Genomic DNA, 16630 nt, shown 5'->3' with positions numbered 1-16630 from the left:
CGGGCTGACCCGGAGCCTGTATGAGACTATGCGGGAGAAGGCGATAGAGGAGTATAATCGCCTGCTTTATGTGCGCTCACGCGTGCGGCAGACAGGTTGGTGGTCTGCGGCTGGAAGCCCGGCCGCACGGTACCGGCAGAAAGCTGGTACGAGCGATGCCGCCTTGGGTTTGAGCGCGCAGGCGCAGCCGAGCATGACTGGAGCTTGGGGAACTGGCCGGGCAAAATGCTGGTGCTGGAGGAGCAGGCTACTCCCACCGCACCGTCTGTGCCGCAACCAGTTGTGCAGGTGGATGTAGGGCAGAATGGTGTGGCAGGTCCCGGCCTGCCCGGCTGGGTGGGGCAGGCGCCTTTGTGGCGGTCGCGCCCGCCGGTGGCGGAGGGGCCGCTGGCCCGCCCGTTGGCCCCCAGCAGGCCGGATGACACCATGCTTGGCCCGCTGCCTCCGGCCCGTTCTCCACTGGATGTGGCGGCGGTTACTCCCGCCAAAGCGCGTGAGGCAGCGTTCCGCAAGGGTAATCTGGTCCATTCCCTGTTGCAGTTTTTGCCCGATCATCCTGTGGTGGATCAGGAGCGGTTGGCCCAGAGCTGGCTTGCACGCCCGGCTTCGGGCCTGTCCGCACGGGAAGCGGCGCACCTTGCCGCCCAGATTGTTGCGGTGTTGCGTATGCCAGATCTGGTGGACCTGTTTGCTCCCAACGCCCGTGCGGAGCAGCGTTTGGCTGGCGTTGCAGGTGGGCAGGTTATCGTGGGGCAGGTGGACCGGATGTGTGTCATGCCTGACCGGGTTGTGGTGTGTGATTATAAAAGTGGCCGCCATGCCCCTAACAAAGTGGAGCAGACACCAGTGCTGTACCTGCGGCAGATGGCGGCTTATCGCGCTTTGTTGCAGGGTTTGTGGCCGGGTAAGGCTGTAACGTGCGTGCTGGTCTGGACGGAGGTGCCCCGTGCGGACCTGCTGCCCGATGCCCTGCTGGACCACCATGCTCCACAGCCGTCTGGTGGTCTGGCATCTTGACCACGGCGCGCACGACCTTAAGTGTTAGCTAACCCCGGTCTGGTAGTGGGTGTACCCGCACGCCTATGCCCGGACCTGATAAAGAGACAGCTTGTGGTGCTCCAGCACCCAGCAGAAGGAAACACGTCATGAGTGAACATACGCTTGCTGTCAGCGATTCCAGCTTTGATGCCGATGTGCTTAAGGCATCCGGCCTTGTTCTGGTGGATTTTTGGGCAGAATGGTGCGGTCCGTGCAAAATGATCGGCCCGGCGCTGGAAGAAATCGGCAAGGACATGCAGGGCAAGGTGACAGTTGCCAAGGTCAATATTGATGACAACCCTGTAACACCCAACACGTATGGTGTGCGCTCTATCCCCACCCTTATGCTGGTGCGTGACGGCAAGGTGGTGGACACCAAGGTTGGCGCACTGCCCAAAAGCCAGCTTAAAGCCTGGGTTGAAGGCGCGCTTTAAAAGCTTTGGCAACAGGGGCAGGAGGGGCATGTTTCGTGCGTGCCATCCTGCCCGGCCAGAGTCTGGTCTTTCATAATCACTTGGCAGATTGGCGTCGCCCGCGTAATGCAACCACGCAGGCGGGCAGGGTCCGCGCAGTTAGTCTAGTGCAGTCACAGGGTTCAAAATGAGCTGGATCACCGAATACGTCCGTCCCAAAATCCGCGGCCTGTTGCGCCGTGATGTGCCGGATAACCTGTGGACCACCTGTGATTCGTGCTCCCAGATGGTTCTGACCAAGGAACTGCGCAAGGCGCAGAATGTCTGCCCGCATTGCGGGCACCACATGCGCGTGCTGGTGAACGACCGTCTGGCATGGACCTTTGATAACGGTGAGTTCACCCGTATTGAACTGCCGCTGGCCCCCGTGGACCCGCTGGGCTTCAGGGACCAGAAAAAATACACCGACCGCCTGAAGGATGCGCGCGCCAAGAGCCATCTGGACGAGTCTCTGGTCGTCGCGCATGGCACCATTGGTGGCCATAATGCTGTTGTGGGCGTTATGGCGTTTGAATTTATGGCAGGCACCATGGGCGCTGCCTTTGGTGAGCGGTTTGTGGCCGCCGCCCGTCTGGCCATTCTGCAAAAGTCCCCGCTGGTGGTGTTTACCGCCTCTGGTGGCGCACGTATGCAGGAAGGGGTCATCAGCCTTATGCAAATGCCCCGCACAACGGTTGCGGTGCAGATGCTGCGGGATGCGGGCCTGCCCTACATTGTGGTGCTGACCAACCCGACCACGGGTGGGGTGACGGCCTCCTTCGCCATGCTGGGCGATGTGCAGATTGGCGAGCCCAATGCTCTGATCGGCTTTGCCGGTCCCCGCGTTATTCAGGATACGGTGCGTGAAAAACTGCCAGAGGGCTTCCAGCGCTCCGAATATCTGGTGGAACACGGGATGCTGGATATGGTTGTGGCCCGCAAGGACCTGCCTGCCACGCTGGCCCGCCTGATTGGCCTGCTTACGCACGCTCCGGCCGATGTAAAGGCTCCGCCGCCCAAGCCGGTGGCAGCGCCTGCCGCCGCAGCGGAATAAGCCGGTCCGTGGTGCAGCCTCAGACTGGGGCTACGGCTCCCGCTCCCGCTCCAGAATTTACCGGTCGCACAGGGGAGGTTTTGCAACGGCTGAACCACCTCTACCCGGCTTTGATCGACCTCTCACTTGGGCGGCTGGAAGCACTTCTGGCCCGTTTGGGGCACCCTGAGCGTAAGCTGCCGCCGGTTATTCATGTGGCGGGCACCAACGGCAAGGGGAGCACCTGCGCCACCCTGCGCGCCTTGGGTGAGGCCGCAGGCTGGCGCGTACACGTTATGACATCGCCGCACCTGGTGGATGTAACCGAGCGGTTCCGTATTGCTGGCAAGCTGGTGAGCGAGGCGGAACTGGTTGCAACGCTGGAAGAAATTGAACGCGTGAATGATGGCGCGCCCATTACCGTGTTTGAGGTGCTGACAGCTGCGGGATTTTTGCTGTTCGCCCGCCACCCTGCGGAGCTGGCCATTATTGAGGTTGGCCTTGGTGGACGGTGTGACGCGACCAATGTGCTCCAGCACCCTGCCGCCTGCATTATTACCTCGATCTCGCGCGATCATGAGGCTTTTCTGGGCGATTCGCTGGCGGCCATTGCGGCGGAAAAAGCGGGGATCTTCAAGCCCGGCGTGCCTGCTGTTACTGGGCGCCAGCCTGCCGAGGTGATGCAGGTTCTGCAAGCACAGGCGCAAGACGTAGGGGCCAGTCTGGCTCGCCGTGGCGTGGAGTGGGATATTGCGCCCACCACGCAGCAGGATAATCCCACAGGTCTGTGCCTGACAGACGAGCAGGGGGCCCTCAACCTGCCCATGCCCGCTCTTGCGGGCCCGTGGCAGATGGAAAATGCCGGTCTGGCCGTGGAGGCGCTTCGCCTTTCCGGGCTGACTGTGCCTGAAGCCGCGTGGCAGGGTGTGGCGCAGGTGCAATGGCCTGCGCGGATGCAGCGCCTGCACGGCAAGCTTGCAGCCTTGCTGCCTGCTGGGTGGGAACTGTGGCTGGATGGTGGGCATAATCCGGGTGCCGGTGCCGCTCTGGCGCAGGAACTGCGGAACTGGAGTGACCGCCCCCTGCATCTGCTGGTTGGCATGAAGCAGACCAAGGATGCCTCGGGCTTTTTGGGGCCGGTTCTGCCCTGTGCGGATGATGTCTGGGCTATTTGTGAGCCAGAACAGCATCTGGCGTTACCTGTGCAGGCTATTGTGGAGGCGTCAGGCGGTAAGGCGCATATTGGCCCCACGTTGGCGCAGGCACTTGGCGCTCTGGCGGCTGAAGCCGATGGGCAGCCCGCACGGGTGCTGATCTGTGGCAGTTTGTATCTGGCGGGTGTCGCTCTCAGGCAGGACGGCTGGGTGGTCGCCTGAGGTTTGATACAATAAAGGAAGAGAAAAAGTGGTGCCCCCATTCAGATTTGAACTGAAGACCTACCGCTTACAAGGCGGTTGCTCTACCACTGAGCTATAAGGGCACAAGCACATATTCTGCGCTAAGGCCGGACTATAAGCGATAAAAGGGTAAGAGCGTCAAGTCCTGTTTTTTGGAATAATCGCGGTTTTTTTGGTCCATACAGATATTGCATCGTTTTCGTGGGTGGCGCATCTAGGCGGACATGCCGCACGTTACCCCAAACCCCGTTCCCGCCCTGCTCCTGCATGATAGCCAACGCCGCGCGACCGTGCCGTTCCAGCCGCTCGATCCTGCCCATATCAAGGTCTATTACTGCGGGCCTACGGTGTATGATCTGGCCCATATTGGCAATTTGCGCGCCATGCTTACGGCCGATGTTCTGGTCAGGCTGCTGCGCACGCTGTACCCACGAGTTACATTCGTGCGCAATATTACCGATGTGGATGACAAAATTACCGCCCGCGCCCGCGCCAATGGGGAAGATATTGGCGCACTTACCCAGCGCACCACGGCGGAATTCCATCAGGATCTGGCGTCCCTTGGCGTACTGCCCCCTGATATAGAGCCCCGTGCAACCCATAATATTGGCGAAATGCAGGCTATGATTGCCCGCCTGATTGAAAACGGGCACGCGTACGCAGCACAGGGGCATGTGCTGTTCTCGGTCGGGTCTTTCCCCTCCTACGGTGCGCTTTCTGGCCGCAACCCGGATGAGCTGGAAGCCGGGGCACGTGTGGAAGTAGCTCCGTACAAAAAAGCGCCGGGTGACTTTGTGCTGTGGAAGCCATCCGATGCCGACCAGCCGGGGTGGGATAGTCCATGGGGCCGGGGGCGTCCGGGCTGGCATATTGAGTGCTCGGCCATGTCGCACCGGTATCTGGGTGACAGTTTTGATATTCATGGCGGTGGCTCGGACCTGCTTTTCCCGCACCATGAGAACGAACGCGCGCAGAGCCTGTGCTGCTTTCCGCACAGCCAGTTTGCTAATTACTGGGTGCATAACGCCATGCTGCTGGTGGAGGGTGAGAAAATGTCCAAGTCACTGGGCAATTTCCTGACCATCCGCGATGTGCTGGCGCAGGCTCCGGCGGAGGCGTTACGCCTGCTGCTGCTGGGGGCGCATTACCGCTCCACCCTTAACTATACACAGGCCGGTTTGCAGGAAGCGCGTAAAACGCTGGACCGGTTCTACCGTGCACTCTCCAGCGTGCCGGAAGTGCCCGCAGCCCCCGTGCCGCAAACCGTACTGGCCGCCCTGGAGGATGATCTGAACACCCCCAAAGCCATTGCCGAACTGCATGTGCTGGCCAATCAAGCCATGGGCGGGGACCGGGAGGCTGCAGGTGCGCTCAAGGCTGGTGGGGCGCTGCTGGGCCTGTTGCAGGATGACCCCGCGCAGTGGTTCCGTGGAGAGTCTTCTGCCGAGGAAGATGCCGCGATCGAGAGCCTTATTGCGGAGCGTCTGGCCGCCAAAAAAGCGCGGGATTTTGCAAAGGCCGATGCCCTGCGCGACCAGTTGCAGGCACAGGGGATTGTGCTGGAAGATACAAAAGACGGAACAAACTGGAGGCGCGCATGACCGGGCGGGACGGCGGGGCACCGCTGGAGCCTTTGGGCAACACACCTGTTGTTATTCTGGTGCGGCCACAGATGGCCGAAAACATTGGCACCACGGCCCGCGCCATGGCCAATGGCGGCCTGTTCCATCTTCGGCTTGTCAGTCCGCGTGATGGCTGGCCACAGGACCGGGCATGGCGCACGGCCTCCGGTGCAGACCGGATTCTGGAAGCCGCCACGGTGCATGAGAGTGTGGATGACGCCGTAGCGGACCTGCACCATGTTTATGCAACCTGCCCACGGCCGCGCCATATTGTTAAAACCGTTATGACCGCGCGTGGTGGTGCGGCGGAGTTGCGTGCGGCAACCCAGCGTGGGCTCAAGGTCGGGCTGATGTTTGGCCCCGAACGCGCGGGGCTGGATAATGAGGACATGGCGCGGGCAGATGCGTTAATCCGCTACCCGCTCAACCCGGCCTTTATGTCGCTCAATCTGGCGCAGGCGGTCATGATTATGGCGTATGAATGGTGGATGGCGGCAGACGCCACGCCTCCACGCACGCTTATGACCAACGAAACGCATGTGGCGACCAAAGGCGAGCTGGAAAACTTTATGAGCCACTTTGTGCGCGAACTGGACTCATGTGGCTTCCTGCGGAACGAGCAGAAGCGGCCGGGTATGATCCGCAACCTGCGCCACTTTTTTACCCGTGGGGAAGTGACGGAGCAGGAACTGCGTACCCTGCATGGTGTTGTGCGCGAACTGGCACATCCCCGCCGCACGGAGGACTAAAAATACTGCTGCCGGCTGGCCCGGCGGCAATCATGGAGTATTTTGGGGTATTTACTGTGCACAGGGCGTAGCAGGTGTTCAGCCACGCCCTGTTGCAAGGCCGTAGGTTAGTCTGCGGCGAGTGCCATGTGCTGCTGGCTCATGGCGCGGGTAACGTGGTCTTCCACTGCAGCGGTAATCTTGTCTGCCTGCTTGGCAAAAATATGATCCGCTTCAGGGTAGATGCGGTAGTCCACTGCAACACCTTTCTGGGTGTTCAGCTTGTCCACCAGTTTGTGGATGGCGGGCTCTGGAGCCATGTCATCCTTGCCGCCAGCAATCATCAGCCCACCGCAGGGGCAGGGTGCCAGAAAGCCGAAGTCATAGTGCGCGGCAGGGGGGGCAATGCTGATCCAGCCGGTAATTTCTGGTCGGCGCATCAGCAACTGCATGCCGACAAACGCCCCGAACGAATACCCGGCAATCCACAGACCGCTGGCGTTGGGGTTGATCATCTGCATCCAGTCAAGGGCTGCGGCTGCATCGGAAATTTCGCCAATGCCACCGTCAAACCGCCCTTGCGAGCGGCCAACGCCACGCGAATTGTAACGCATGACGGAAAAACCCATTTTTTCGAACGTGCGGTACAGGGCGTATGTAATCCGGTTGTTCATGGTGCCGCCGTGCAGCGGGTGGGGATGCAGCACGAGGGCAAGCGGGGCGTTGGGCTCGTTTGAGTGGTGATAACGCCCTTCCAGACGTCCATCCGGGCCGGCAAACATAACCTCAGGCATGTAGGTTCCGCTTGATCTTGGAAAGGCGTCCGCGGGCATGACGCTTCCGGGTTTGATAACTGCCCCGGCGGGGAACGATGCCACGTTCCGGGTCGGAACATGCGGGCAAGGGAAACAAAGACCCGCAAGCTTTAACTTCAGCCAGCACGTTTCCTTTTTCCGTTTCTGGGGGAAAACGGAAAAAGGAACGCCTTCAGACACATGGTGTCTGTCCCACGATCAGAAAAGGGGAAAGGCACATTCCGGCGTTGACCTTGCGTAAAACGCAGGCATAATCAGACGGGGTGTTGTCCGTGAATGCCGCGCACGCGGGAAAACCCGTTTCCAGCCTGCCGTCTTCATTGTGCCCTGTGGTGCTGACCATGTGGCACTCTATAGCGGTTGCGGGGCCAGAATTTCCACATAAATCGTGCTAATGGCCGTTCTGTGCGGCCTGCAAAAAGCGCAGTTCTGGTATGGCAACGGGTAGATAAAAGCTATGAACGAGAAAACAGACGATATGGCAAAGGGTTTTTGTCAACCCGTCTATCTGGACGCCAACGCGACAGAACCCCTGCGCCCGGCCGCCCGTGCCGCCATGCTGGATGCGGCTGAGCTTACGGGGAATCCATCATCCGTGCATCAGGCCGGGCGGCGCGCCCGCGCAGTGCTGGAGGAGGCGCGTAACACGGTTGCCCAGCGCCTTGGTGTGGCGCCACTGAACTGCGTGTTCACGTCCGGTGGGACGGAGGCCAACGTGCTGGCCATGCACGGGTTGGGGCAGGGGCGGCGCTTTCTGGTCGGGCGCACGGAGCATGACGCCGTGCGCAAGGGTGTGCCCGATGGGGCAGATGTGACATGGCTGGAGGTGGACGGCAGTGGGCAGGTCAGGCTGGACCTGCTGGAAGCGGCATTGGGGGCGGACGATTCGCCCGCGTTTGTCTGCCTTATGCTGGCTAATAATGAGACGGGGGTCCTGCACCCTGTGGCGGAAGTGGTGCGCCTGTGCCGCCAGCATGGTGCCCACCTGCATGTGGATGCCGTGCAGGCGGCAGGCCGCATGGAGCTGAATGTGGAAGAGAGCGGGGTGGATAGTCTGGCCTGCTCCGGCCACAAGATGGGTGGCCCAAAAGGCGCGGGCGCTTTGTTACTGCGTGGCCCCGCCCCCCGGTCGCTGGCTCCACTGTTTTGAGGGTGGAGGGCAGGAGCAGGGGCGCAGGGGCGGAACCCAGCCTCTGCCAGCCATAGCAGGCCTTGCCGCAGCATTGTGCGATGCTCTGGACAACCCGCGCGACCTCGCGCCCCTACGGAACCAGCTGGAGCAGGCTGCATGTGCTGCCGGGGCCGTGGCGTGTGGTGCACAGGCCCTACGGTTGGGGAATACGGCATCGCTCGCGCTTCCCGGCCGCCGCGCTCAGGGCCAGCTTATGCGGCTGGATCTGGATGGTATTTGCGTCTCGGCTGGTTCGGCCTGCTCATCTGGCAAGGTTGCATTTTCTCATGTGTTGGATGCCATGGGGCTGGGGGATCTGGCGGGGCAGGCCATACGCGTATCCCTGCCATGGAATGTGCAGGAGGCGGATGTGGACCGGTTTGTGCAGGCTTACGCACGCATGGCCGCAGGAACTGGTCTGGTTATGGCGGAGTAAGAGGCGGGTATGGTGGCATTGTATTTTGACCACGCGGCAACCACGCCGTGTGACCCGCGTGTGCAGGCGGTTTTGTGCCATGCACTGGCGGAAGAAAACGGCAACCCGCACAGCACGACTCATGCCAGCGGAACACGGGCGGCCAGTATGGTGGAGCAGGCCCGTGCGGAGGTTGCCGCTCTGGTTGGGGCGGATGTGCGGGAGATTGTTTTTACCTCTGGTGCTACCGAGTCTAATAATCTTGCCATCAAAGGGGCTGTGCGGCATCTGGCCATGCAGGGGAGCGCCCGCCGCCGGGTTATAACTGTTGCAACCGAGCATAAATGCGTTTTGCAAAGTGTGGAGGATCTGGCGCACGAGGGGTTTGAGCCGGTTATTCTGCCCGTCAACACCAATGGGCAGCTGGAGCCGCAGGTGCTTGCCAAAGCACTGGAGGTGCCAACGGCGCTTGTCTCCATTGCCGCGGCTAATAATGAGACCGGGGTTCTTCAGGATCTGGCGACATTGGGTGCACTGGTCGCGCAGGCGGGGGCGCTATTCCATTCCGATCTGGCGCAGGCAGCGGGTAAAATTGTGCTGGACCTGCACAGCCTGCCTGTGGCTCTGGCGTCTATCTCCGGTCACAAGCTGTATGGGCCAAAAGGTTCGGGCGCGCTGTTTGTGCGCCGCCGCCCCCGTGTGCGTCTAACCCCCCTGTTCTCTGGCGGTGGGCAGGAGCGGGGGGCACGGTCGGGCACATTACCGGGTTTTCTGCTGGCCGGGTTTGGTGAGGCCTGCCGCATTGCAAAGGCGGAAATGGCGCGCGATAACGCCCATCTGGCTCAGATTCAGGCGCTGTTTCTGGCGCGGTTGGGCACGCAGTTGCCGGGGTGTGTGGTCAATGCGGGGGATGCCACACGTCTGCCGGGTATTTTCAGCTTGCGCCTGCCGCCCGACCTGCGTGCGGTAGATGTGCTGGCGGCCATGCCGGAGCTGGAGGTTTCCCTTGGTTCGGCCTGTTCCTCGGCCCAACTGGCCCCGTCTTACGTGTTGCAAGCCATGGGTCTGAGCTTTGATGAGGCAGGAAGAAGCTTGCGTCTGTCCCCCGGACGTTTTACCTCCACCGCCGAAGCAGAACGCGCGGCGGACAGTCTGGCACAGGCTGCCTTGCAGGTGCGGGCCACCCCCCGGCGGCCAGTACCCGCAGCATAAGCCCAGGCCGTACAGGTCGTGGCCGCCATGATATTTTTTGGCAGGATGGAAACCAATGCCCCAGATGACGTTTGTTGAGCAGGACGGAACAGAACGCACGGTTGATGCCCCGGTGGGCCTGTCTGTGCTGGAAATTGCCCATAAGCATGATGTGGATCTGGAAGGTGCGTGCGAAGGCTCGCTGGCCTGTGCCACCTGCCACGTGGTGGTTGACCCCACATGGGCCGACAAGCTGACGCCGCCCACCGATGATGAGGAAGACATGCTCGACCTTGCTTTCGGGCTGGAAAAAACCTCGCGCCTTGGCTGCCAGATTGTCATGACCGAAGCCCTTGATGGACTGGTTGTACGCCTGCCCAGCAAGGCCTGACACTAAAATAAGGGAAGGATAGCCCGCCCATGCGTATTCTTGTTGCCATGTCCGGAGGGGTGGACAGTTCCGTGGTGGCTGCCCGCCTGCTGGAGGAAGGGCACGAGGTTGTGGGCGCGACCCTTCAGCTCTACGATTCCAGAGGGGCGGCCAAAAAGGGCGCGTGCTGTGCGGGGCAGGACATCCGCGATGCCCGCGCGGTGGCCGACCGTCTGGGATTCCCGCATTATGTGATTGATGCGGAACGCCGGTTTCAGGACAGCGTGATCGAACGCTTTGCCGATGCCTATGCGGCGGGGGAAACCCCGGTCCCCTGCGTTGCCTGTAATCAGGGTGTCAAATTTACCGACCTTTTGGGACTGGCGAAGGAAATTGGGGCCGATGCCATGGCCACCGGCCATTATGTGCGCCGGGTGGAAGGCCCACAGGGGGCGGAACTGCACCGCCCGGTGGACGAGGCACGTGACCAGAGCTGGTTCCTGTTCGCCACCACGCGTGACCAGCTGGAATTTCTACGCTTCCCGTTGGGGGATATGCCCGACAAGGCGGCCGTCCGGCAGGAGGCCGAGCGGTTTGGTCTGGTTGTGGCAGGCAAGCCCGACAGTCAGGACCTCTGCTTTGTCAGCGACGGGTCTTATGTGGATTTGGTGGAGCGTATGCACCCCGAAATGGCTGGTCCGGGTGAGATTGTGGATCAGTCCGGCCATGTGGTGGGCGAGCACGAGGGCGTCATGCGCTTTACCGTGGGGCAGAGCAAACGTCTGGGCAATGCCGCCCGCCTACAGGGTGAACGCCAGATGGTGGTGGGTGTGGAGCCGGGGCGCAAGCGGGTTATTATTGGCCCGCGCGCCAATGTCTTTGTAAGCAGCCTGTCCCTACGGGATGTTAACTGGCTGGTGGATGCCCCGCCTGAGGGCCTAGTCTGCCGGGTGCAGATGCGTGCGCGGGAGGAACCGCGTTCCGCCCGTGTGGTGCCAACACCGCAGGGGGCCACCGTCCTGCTGGATGAGCCAGCCATGCCTGCCCCCGGTCAGGCCTGCGTGTTTTATCAGGACAGTCGTATTCTGGGCGGTGGGTTCATTCGCCGGACGGAAGAACAGGCCACGGTTTAAACAGATACAGGGAGCACAGGCGCATGGCGGAAGATCGTTTGGTTATTGGTACACAGCGTTATTCGTCATGGTCCCTGCGGGGGTGGCTGTGTGTCCGTCTGGCGGAGCTGGATGTTGCCGTGGAGGTTGTGCCATTGGCGGGCGCAGGGCAGACCAAGGCGCTCAAGACCCTCTCACCCAACGGGTGTGTGCCGTATCTGGAGCACCGGGGGGCCGTGGTGTGGGACTCGCTCTCCATTGCTGAATACTGTGCCGAACATAATGAATTTTTATGGCCGACAGACCGGGCCGCACGGGCTTGGGCGCGTTCGGTTGCTGCGGAAATGCATTCAGGTTTTAGAGCGGTGCGCTCTGCCCTGCCCATGAATCTGGGGCGTAACCGGCCGCTGGCGGAACCGTTGGCGGAGGATGTGCACAAGGATATTGCGCGCATTAACGCAATCTGGACTGAAGGAACAGGCCGTGGCGGGCCGTTCCTGTGTGGGCCGGGCATGGGTAATGCGGATGCCATGTTTGCACCGGTTGTCTGCCGTTTTCTGTCGTATGATGTGCCGGGGCTTTCAAGCGCGTCCCATGCTTACATGCAGGCGGTGCGGCATCATCCCTTGATGGAAGAGTGGTATGCCGCCGCCGCGTGCGAACCTGCGGACTGGCAGCTGGATATGTACGAAAATCTGGCCTGATCTCGCAGTCTGATGCCCGCCTTAAGGGTGATGACCGTTCTGCCCCCGCGTGAGCGTTTTGCTCCACAGGAGGCCGGGGCCATAGCCCTGCTGGCGCACAGGATGGCAGGCGAGGGGGAAGTCGTGGTGGGCACCCGGCCCAACACGCCTCCATACACCGATGTGCCTTTTATACCGGTGCCTTCGGTCGTGTTCCCTTTTGGTCGTATGGCCCGGTACCGGGCTGGAGTGGTGCGGCTGATACGGACCATGCGCCCGGATGTGGTGGAGGTGCATAATCGGCCGGATCTGGCTCTGGCCATCAACCAGCGTTACCCCCATGTCCCACTGGTGTTGGTCCTGCATAATGACCCGTGCGGGATGCGTACGACCAGAACCCCGCATGAGCGGACGTTGCTGGCGCATAAAGTGGCCGTTGTGACCGTATCCGACTGGCTGCGGCAGCGGTTTTTGGGGCAGGGCGCAACGGGGTGCGTTACGGTGTTGCCCAACGGGTTGGACCTTGCTTCGCTCCCTCCGTCTGCCCCTGTGCGGGATAATCTTGTGCTGTTTGCTGGCCGTGTTGTGGCGGATAAAGGTGTGGATGCGTTTGTGCAGGCCTGTGCTACGCTGCTCCCGCAGTACCCTGCATGGCAGGCCCAGATTATAGGGGCGGACAGGTTTGGCCCGGAGTCCCCACAAACGGAATTTCTGACCCGTGTTCAGGCGCAGGCACAGGCTGCGGGCATCAGCATTACAGGCTACCAGCCTCATGCTCAGGTATTACAGGCTATGGGACGGGCTGCGATTGTGGTTGTGCCGAGCCGGTGGGCCGAACCTTTTGGCATGGCGGCGCTGGAGGCCATGGGGTGTGGGGCTGCTGTTGTGGCGTCCCCTCATGGGGGGTTGCCCGGTGTGGTGGGGCAGGCAGCCCTGTATGCCAATCCAGATGACCTGCCAACGCTGGTGCAGGCGCTTGCCCGGCTGATGTCTGATGCGGATTTGCGCGCCCATATGGGGCAGGCCGCGCGTGCACGTGCGCAGTTGTTCGACAGTGCGACCCTACGGCCCAGACGCCAGCATTTTCAGGCACGAGTGGTGCAGGTTTGGCCCCATGTCGGGCAACTCGCACAGGCGTAAGCCACCGAATATTTTGTTTTTACGCGCTCTATAACGCCTCATCCCAACCGCAGGCGCGCAGGGCGGGCTGCATGTCTGTGCGGGGTGGGGCGGTTGCGGTAATGCCGTTATCCAGCGGTAGGGTCAGGCTTCTTGCTAACAGGTGTAGGCCGGTGGAGGTGGGCGTGCCGTATAGGGCATCCCCAATAATGGGCCAGCCCATGGCGGCGCAATGGACGCGGGCCTGATGGGTCCGCCCGGTTTCCAGCTCCAGTTCCAGCCAGCTTGTGGTCTCCGACCGGCCAAGCACCCGCCATTTTGTGGCGGAAGGCGCACCGGCCTCCGCGACCTGCATGGACCAGCCCGCTTTGGTGCTGGTTTTAAGCAAAGGCAGGTCAATACGCCCGCTCATGGCCTGTGGGCCCCCCTGGACCACAGCCCAGTACGTCTTGCGTGCCGTTTTGTTGGCAAAGGCCTGTTGCATGGCCAGCAGGGGTTGTTTGCGCAGGGCTATGGCAAGACAGCCTGATGTATCTGCATCCAGCCGGTGTGCAAGCCATGGGCCATCCTTACGGCGGGAGAGAAGGGGGAACCAGTCCTCCACACTCTGCCCGCCGCCGGGGCCGGTATGCACAGGCAGTCCGGCAGGTTTATCAAGAATGACCACATGGTTGCTCTGGTAGAGCAGGGAAGGCAGGGGCGGGAGCATGGAGCGCCTTAGTCCTCCCGGTTGGAGCCAACCAGCACCTTGCGGCGGCCCACATGGTCGGCGCGGCTGATGATGCCTTCCTTTTCCATCTGTTCAATCAGCTTGGCGGCTCGGTTGTAACCAATGGACAAGTGGCGCTGGATGAAGGAGGTGGAGGCTTTGCCTTCCCGCGTCACAATGTCCACGGCCTCGCTATACAGATCTGCTTCGGCATTTTCGTTCCCGCCGGAGCGGCTGCTTCCGCTTGAGGAGGCGCTTTCATCCACAGGTTCGGCCAGCACGTCTTCATCATAAATCGGCTCACCCTGCTCCTTGAGGAAGCTGACCACCTGTTCCACTTCGCTGTCTGCCACAAAGGGGCCGTGCACGCGGGTAATGCGCCCACCGCCTTGCATGAACAGCATGTCCCCCTGCCCCAGAAGCTGCTCGGCCCCCTGTTCGCCCAGAATGGTGCGACTGTCGAACTTGCTGATCACCTGGAACGAGATACGGGTGGGGAAGTTGGCCTTGATGGTGCCGGTAATCACATCCACCGAAGGGCGCTGCGTGGCCATAATAACGTGGATGCCCGCAGCACGGGCCTTTTGCGCCAGACGCTGCACACAGGCATCAATTTCCTTGCCTGCGGTCATCATCAGGTCAGCCATTTCGTCAATAATGACGACAATGTAGGGCATGGGGTCGAGGGTTACGGACTGTTCCTCAAACACCGGGTTGCCTGTTTCGGGGTCAAAGCCGGTCTGCACGCGGCGGACAACAACTTCCCCATCCGCGCGGGCTTCCGCCGCGCGGGCGTTATAGCCCGCAATGTTGCGGACCTGCATGTGCGCCATGGTGCGGTAGCGGCGGTCCATCTCCCGCACTACCCATTTCAGTGCGTTTACGGCTTTGGGCGGCTCGGTCACAACCGGGGTCAGCAGGTGGGGAATGCCATCGTAAATGGAAAGTTCCAGTACCTTGGGGTCAATCATGATCAGCCTGCATTCATCGGGCGAATGCCGGTAAAGCAGGGAGAGGATCATGGCGTTAACACCGACCGATTTACCCGAGCCGGTGGTCCCCGCTACCAGCAGGTGCGGCATACGGGCCAGATCGCTGAATACGGGGTCCCCGGCAATATCCTTGCCAAGGGCCAAGGGGAGCTGCCCGGTATCATCCTTCCATGTGGGCTGGTTGAGCAGTTCGGACAGGTACACCGTCTCCCGCGTTTGGTTGGGGACTTCAATCCCCATCACATTCCGGCCCGGCACGGTGGCAATGCGGACACTCAGGACGGACAGGGAACGCGCCACATCGTCCGCCAACCCGATAATGCGGGCCGAGCGGATGCCCGGCGCGGGTTCCAGTTCGTACAACGTCACCACCGGTCCGGCGCTCATACCTACAATTTTGCCCTGCACGCCGTAGTCGGCCAGCACTTGCTCCAGCATACGGGCGGTTGCGTTCAGCAGTTCGGGCGAGGGGCCGGTATGGGCGTTATTGGGGGCAGGGCGCAGCAGGTTAAGGGGAGGGAGTTCCCATCCACCCTTGCGTGTTGCGCTGGGCGCGCGCTCGGTGCCGGCTGCCGGGCTTTCGGCATGGCTGGCGCCAGCAAACAGGCGACCGAGCAAACCGCTTCTGGCCGGTTTTTCCGGGGTGGGTGGCGGTGGTGTTGTGGTGGTTGTGGGCAGCACAAAAACGGGTTCCGCCCCTGTGGTCGGCGGTGGGGTTATGGCCGATGCCCGTACCGGGTTTTCCTGCCGCGTCGTGGCCGGTGGGTGCAGGGGCTGTTCGCCCCGGTCCTGTGTGCCGTGCAGCACCAGTGCTGTGCCGGTGCTGGCGGGGGTTACAGCCGGTGAGGCGGAATAGGGGGAGTGATCGTGCTCGTCCGCTTCATCATCAAACAGGGCGCCCGTGGGGAGCGTGCTGCCATAGAACGGGTCCGTGGCGGGTTGGCTTGTGGCAGCGTGCACAGGTTGCGGGCTGGCTGGGGCGCTGGTCTGTGGTTTGTGGCTGGCGTAATAGCGCACAAAACGAGTGCCCAGCCTACCGGGCAGACGGATGACAAACACAAATGCCCGCCAGATGGCCAGCCACTCCTCACGCCGCAGGCCCGTGCCCAAGGCCAGCAGCAGCGCGGCCAGTAACCCGCCCAGCAGCCAGATGACCATACCCCCCGCAGGGCCTATGGCAGCCATGCCCGCTGCAATGGAGGTTTGAGCAATGGAGTGGCCAACGCCACCGCCAATGCCAGCCTGTGTTGGCCATTCAATGGAGGGGAGAGCCGTAAACAGCAGGGGAATAGCAGCCAGCAGAGCGCCAGAAACCGGGAGCAGGCACAAAATGGCGGCAACCCGCATACCAAATGTCATCCACGTTTCGTGGCCTAGCAAGCGGTGGCTCATAAAGCGCCAGCCCCATGCCACAAGAATAAGGGCTGGCACCGTGGCCCCCAGCCCGATTCCCTGGAGCAGCGTATCGGCTATAAAAGCGCCCGTGGTGCCCAGCAGGTTGGTTGGGGGCTGGTTGGTGGCGGTATTAAAGGATGGGTCGGTCGGGTTATAAGTGACCAGAGCGGCCAGCAGGGCACAGGCCAGAATGCACAGGGCAATTCCGCCCCCTTCTTCCAGACGCAGACGCAGTGCGCTTTTGTGGGGCATGGGGGAGTTGCTGGTATTTAAAGGGCTTGTGCGCGCCAAGGGTGCCGGTCCTGACTCCAGAGGCCGCGAGCATGGTCCTGCGCGGGCAGGAATCGTGTTCGCGGGTGGTTGTAAAGGGTGACTGCTTTCTTCTTAG

At 61.7% G+C, this 16630-nt stretch carries 13 protein-coding genes, 1 tRNA gene and 2 pseudogenes; 12 read left to right on the top strand and 4 right to left on the bottom strand.

All coding sequences use genetic code 11. The features are described from left to right. The 4 genes and pseudogenes from AGA_RS01635 to AGA_RS01620 form a co-directional block, all read left to right on the top strand. Positions 1-1017 (top strand): annotated as a pseudogene (locus AGA_RS01635) (PD-(D/E)XK nuclease family protein); the annotation flags it as partial. Between the two features lie 128 nt (positions 1018-1145). Next, positions 1146-1472 (top strand): thioredoxin TrxA, encoded by a 327-nt coding sequence (gene trxA, locus AGA_RS01630; RefSeq protein WP_059022710.1) that lies wholly within the window; start codon positions 1146-1148, stop codon positions 1470-1472. A gap of 166 nt (positions 1473-1638) precedes the next feature. After that, positions 1639-2544 carry an acetyl-CoA carboxylase, carboxyltransferase subunit beta gene (accD, locus tag AGA_RS01625; protein WP_059022709.1) on the top strand — a complete coding sequence of 302 codons (906 nt, stop codon included), beginning with the start codon at positions 1639-1641 and terminating at the stop codon, positions 2542-2544. Positions 2545-2555: 11 nt separating this feature from the next. After that, on the top strand, positions 2556-3899 hold the full coding sequence (locus tag AGA_RS01620) for a bifunctional folylpolyglutamate synthase/dihydrofolate synthase (RefSeq protein WP_059024577.1): 1344 nt from the start codon (positions 2556-2558) through the stop codon (positions 3897-3899). Between the two features lie 29 nt (positions 3900-3928). Here AGA_RS01620 and AGA_RS01615 read toward each other — a convergent pair. Beyond that, positions 3929-4003, bottom strand: a tRNA-Thr gene (locus AGA_RS01615). Between the two features lie 141 nt (positions 4004-4144). On the opposite strand from AGA_RS01615, the gene cysS reads away from it, so the two are divergent. Further along, entirely contained in the window at positions 4145-5521 is a 1377-nt protein-coding gene (gene cysS / locus AGA_RS01610; protein ID WP_059022708.1) for a cysteine--tRNA ligase, read from the top strand. Further along, positions 5518-6291, top strand: a complete 774-nt coding sequence (locus AGA_RS01605; RefSeq protein WP_083503506.1) for an RNA methyltransferase — start codon at positions 5518-5520, stop codon at positions 6289-6291. The genes cysS and AGA_RS01605 overlap by 4 nt, the downstream gene beginning before the upstream one ends. A 107-nt stretch (positions 6292-6398) precedes the next feature. On the opposite strand, the gene AGA_RS01600 is transcribed toward AGA_RS01605, so the two are convergent. Beyond that, positions 6399-7064 (bottom strand): alpha/beta hydrolase, encoded by a 666-nt coding sequence (locus AGA_RS01600; protein ID WP_059022707.1) that lies wholly within the window; start codon positions 7062-7064, stop codon positions 6399-6401. A gap of 478 nt (positions 7065-7542) precedes the next feature. Here AGA_RS01600 and AGA_RS01595 point away from each other — a divergent pair. The 6 genes and pseudogenes from AGA_RS01595 (at position 7543) to AGA_RS01570 (ending at position 13167) form a co-directional block, all read left to right on the top strand. Further along, positions 7543-8692: pseudogene (locus tag AGA_RS01595) on the top strand (cysteine desulfurase family protein). A 9-nt stretch (positions 8693-8701) separates the two neighbouring features. After that, entirely contained in the window at positions 8702-9883 is a 1182-nt protein-coding gene (locus tag AGA_RS01590; RefSeq protein ID WP_059022706.1) for a cysteine desulfurase family protein, read from the top strand. Between the two features lie 55 nt (positions 9884-9938). Then, the gene (locus AGA_RS01585) at positions 9939-10253 is read left to right on the top strand and encodes a ferredoxin family 2Fe-2S iron-sulfur cluster binding protein (protein WP_059022705.1); all 315 of its coding nucleotides are present in this window, start codon (positions 9939-9941) and stop codon (positions 10251-10253) included. Between the two features lie 29 nt (positions 10254-10282). Beyond that, positions 10283-11365 (top strand): tRNA 2-thiouridine(34) synthase MnmA, encoded by a 1083-nt coding sequence (gene mnmA / locus AGA_RS01580; protein ID WP_059022704.1) that lies wholly within the window; start codon positions 10283-10285, stop codon positions 11363-11365. A 23-nt stretch (positions 11366-11388) separates the two neighbouring features. Further along, entirely contained in the window at positions 11389-12048 is a 660-nt protein-coding gene (locus AGA_RS01575) for a glutathione S-transferase (protein ID WP_059022703.1), read from the top strand. Between the two features lie 12 nt (positions 12049-12060). Beyond that, on the top strand, positions 12061-13167 hold the full coding sequence (locus AGA_RS01570; protein ID WP_059022702.1) for a glycosyltransferase family 4 protein: 1107 nt from the start codon (positions 12061-12063) through the stop codon (positions 13165-13167). A gap of 28 nt (positions 13168-13195) precedes the next feature. Here the strand turns inward: AGA_RS01570 and AGA_RS01565 are convergent, their stop codons facing one another. Beyond that, positions 13196-13855, bottom strand: a complete 660-nt coding sequence (locus AGA_RS01565) for an RluA family pseudouridine synthase (protein WP_083503505.1) — start codon at positions 13853-13855, stop codon at positions 13196-13198. 8 nt (positions 13856-13863) lie between these two features. Continuing rightward, the gene (locus AGA_RS01560) at positions 13864-16494 is read right to left on the bottom strand and encodes a DNA translocase FtsK (RefSeq protein WP_059024574.1); all 2631 of its coding nucleotides are present in this window, start codon (positions 16492-16494) and stop codon (positions 13864-13866) included. Positions 16495-16630 lie beyond the last annotated feature (136 nt).

The sequence above is a fragment of the Acetobacter ghanensis genome (genome assembly GCF_001499675.1).
GTDB lineage: Bacteria > Pseudomonadota > Alphaproteobacteria > Acetobacterales > Acetobacteraceae > Acetobacter > Acetobacter ghanensis.
This window is presented reverse-complemented; position numbering and strand designations above follow the sequence as displayed.

Bases quoted from the DNA above. Each gene is read 5' to 3' on its own strand.
- trxA (WP_059022710.1), top strand. From the start codon at position 1,146: ATGAGTGAACATACGCTTGCTGTCAGCGATTCCAGCTTTGATGCCGAT.
- accD (WP_059022709.1), top strand. From the start codon at position 1,639: ATGAGCTGGATCACCGAATACGTCCGTCCCAAAATCCGCGGCCTGTTG.
- cysS (WP_059022708.1), top strand. From the start codon at position 4,145: ATGCCGCACGTTACCCCAAACCCCGTTCCCGCCCTGCTCCTGCATGAT.
- AGA_RS01605 (WP_083503506.1), top strand. From the start codon at position 5,518: ATGACCGGGCGGGACGGCGGGGCACCGCTGGAGCCTTTGGGCAACACA.
- AGA_RS01600 (WP_059022707.1), bottom strand. From the start codon at position 7,064: ATGCCTGAGGTTATGTTTGCCGGCCCGGATGGACGTCTGGAAGGGCGT.
- AGA_RS01590 (WP_059022706.1), top strand. From the start codon at position 8,702: ATGGTGGCATTGTATTTTGACCACGCGGCAACCACGCCGTGTGACCCG.
- AGA_RS01585 (WP_059022705.1), top strand. From the start codon at position 9,939: ATGCCCCAGATGACGTTTGTTGAGCAGGACGGAACAGAACGCACGGTT.
- mnmA (WP_059022704.1), top strand. From the start codon at position 10,283: ATGCGTATTCTTGTTGCCATGTCCGGAGGGGTGGACAGTTCCGTGGTG.
- AGA_RS01575 (WP_059022703.1), top strand. From the start codon at position 11,389: ATGGCGGAAGATCGTTTGGTTATTGGTACACAGCGTTATTCGTCATGG.
- AGA_RS01570 (WP_059022702.1), top strand. From the start codon at position 12,061: ATGCCCGCCTTAAGGGTGATGACCGTTCTGCCCCCGCGTGAGCGTTTT.
- AGA_RS01565 (WP_083503505.1), bottom strand. From the start codon at position 13,855: ATGCTCCCGCCCCTGCCTTCCCTGCTCTACCAGAGCAACCATGTGGTC.
- AGA_RS01560 (WP_059024574.1), bottom strand. From the start codon at position 16,494: ATGCCCCACAAAAGCGCACTGCGTCTGCGTCTGGAAGAAGGGGGCGGA.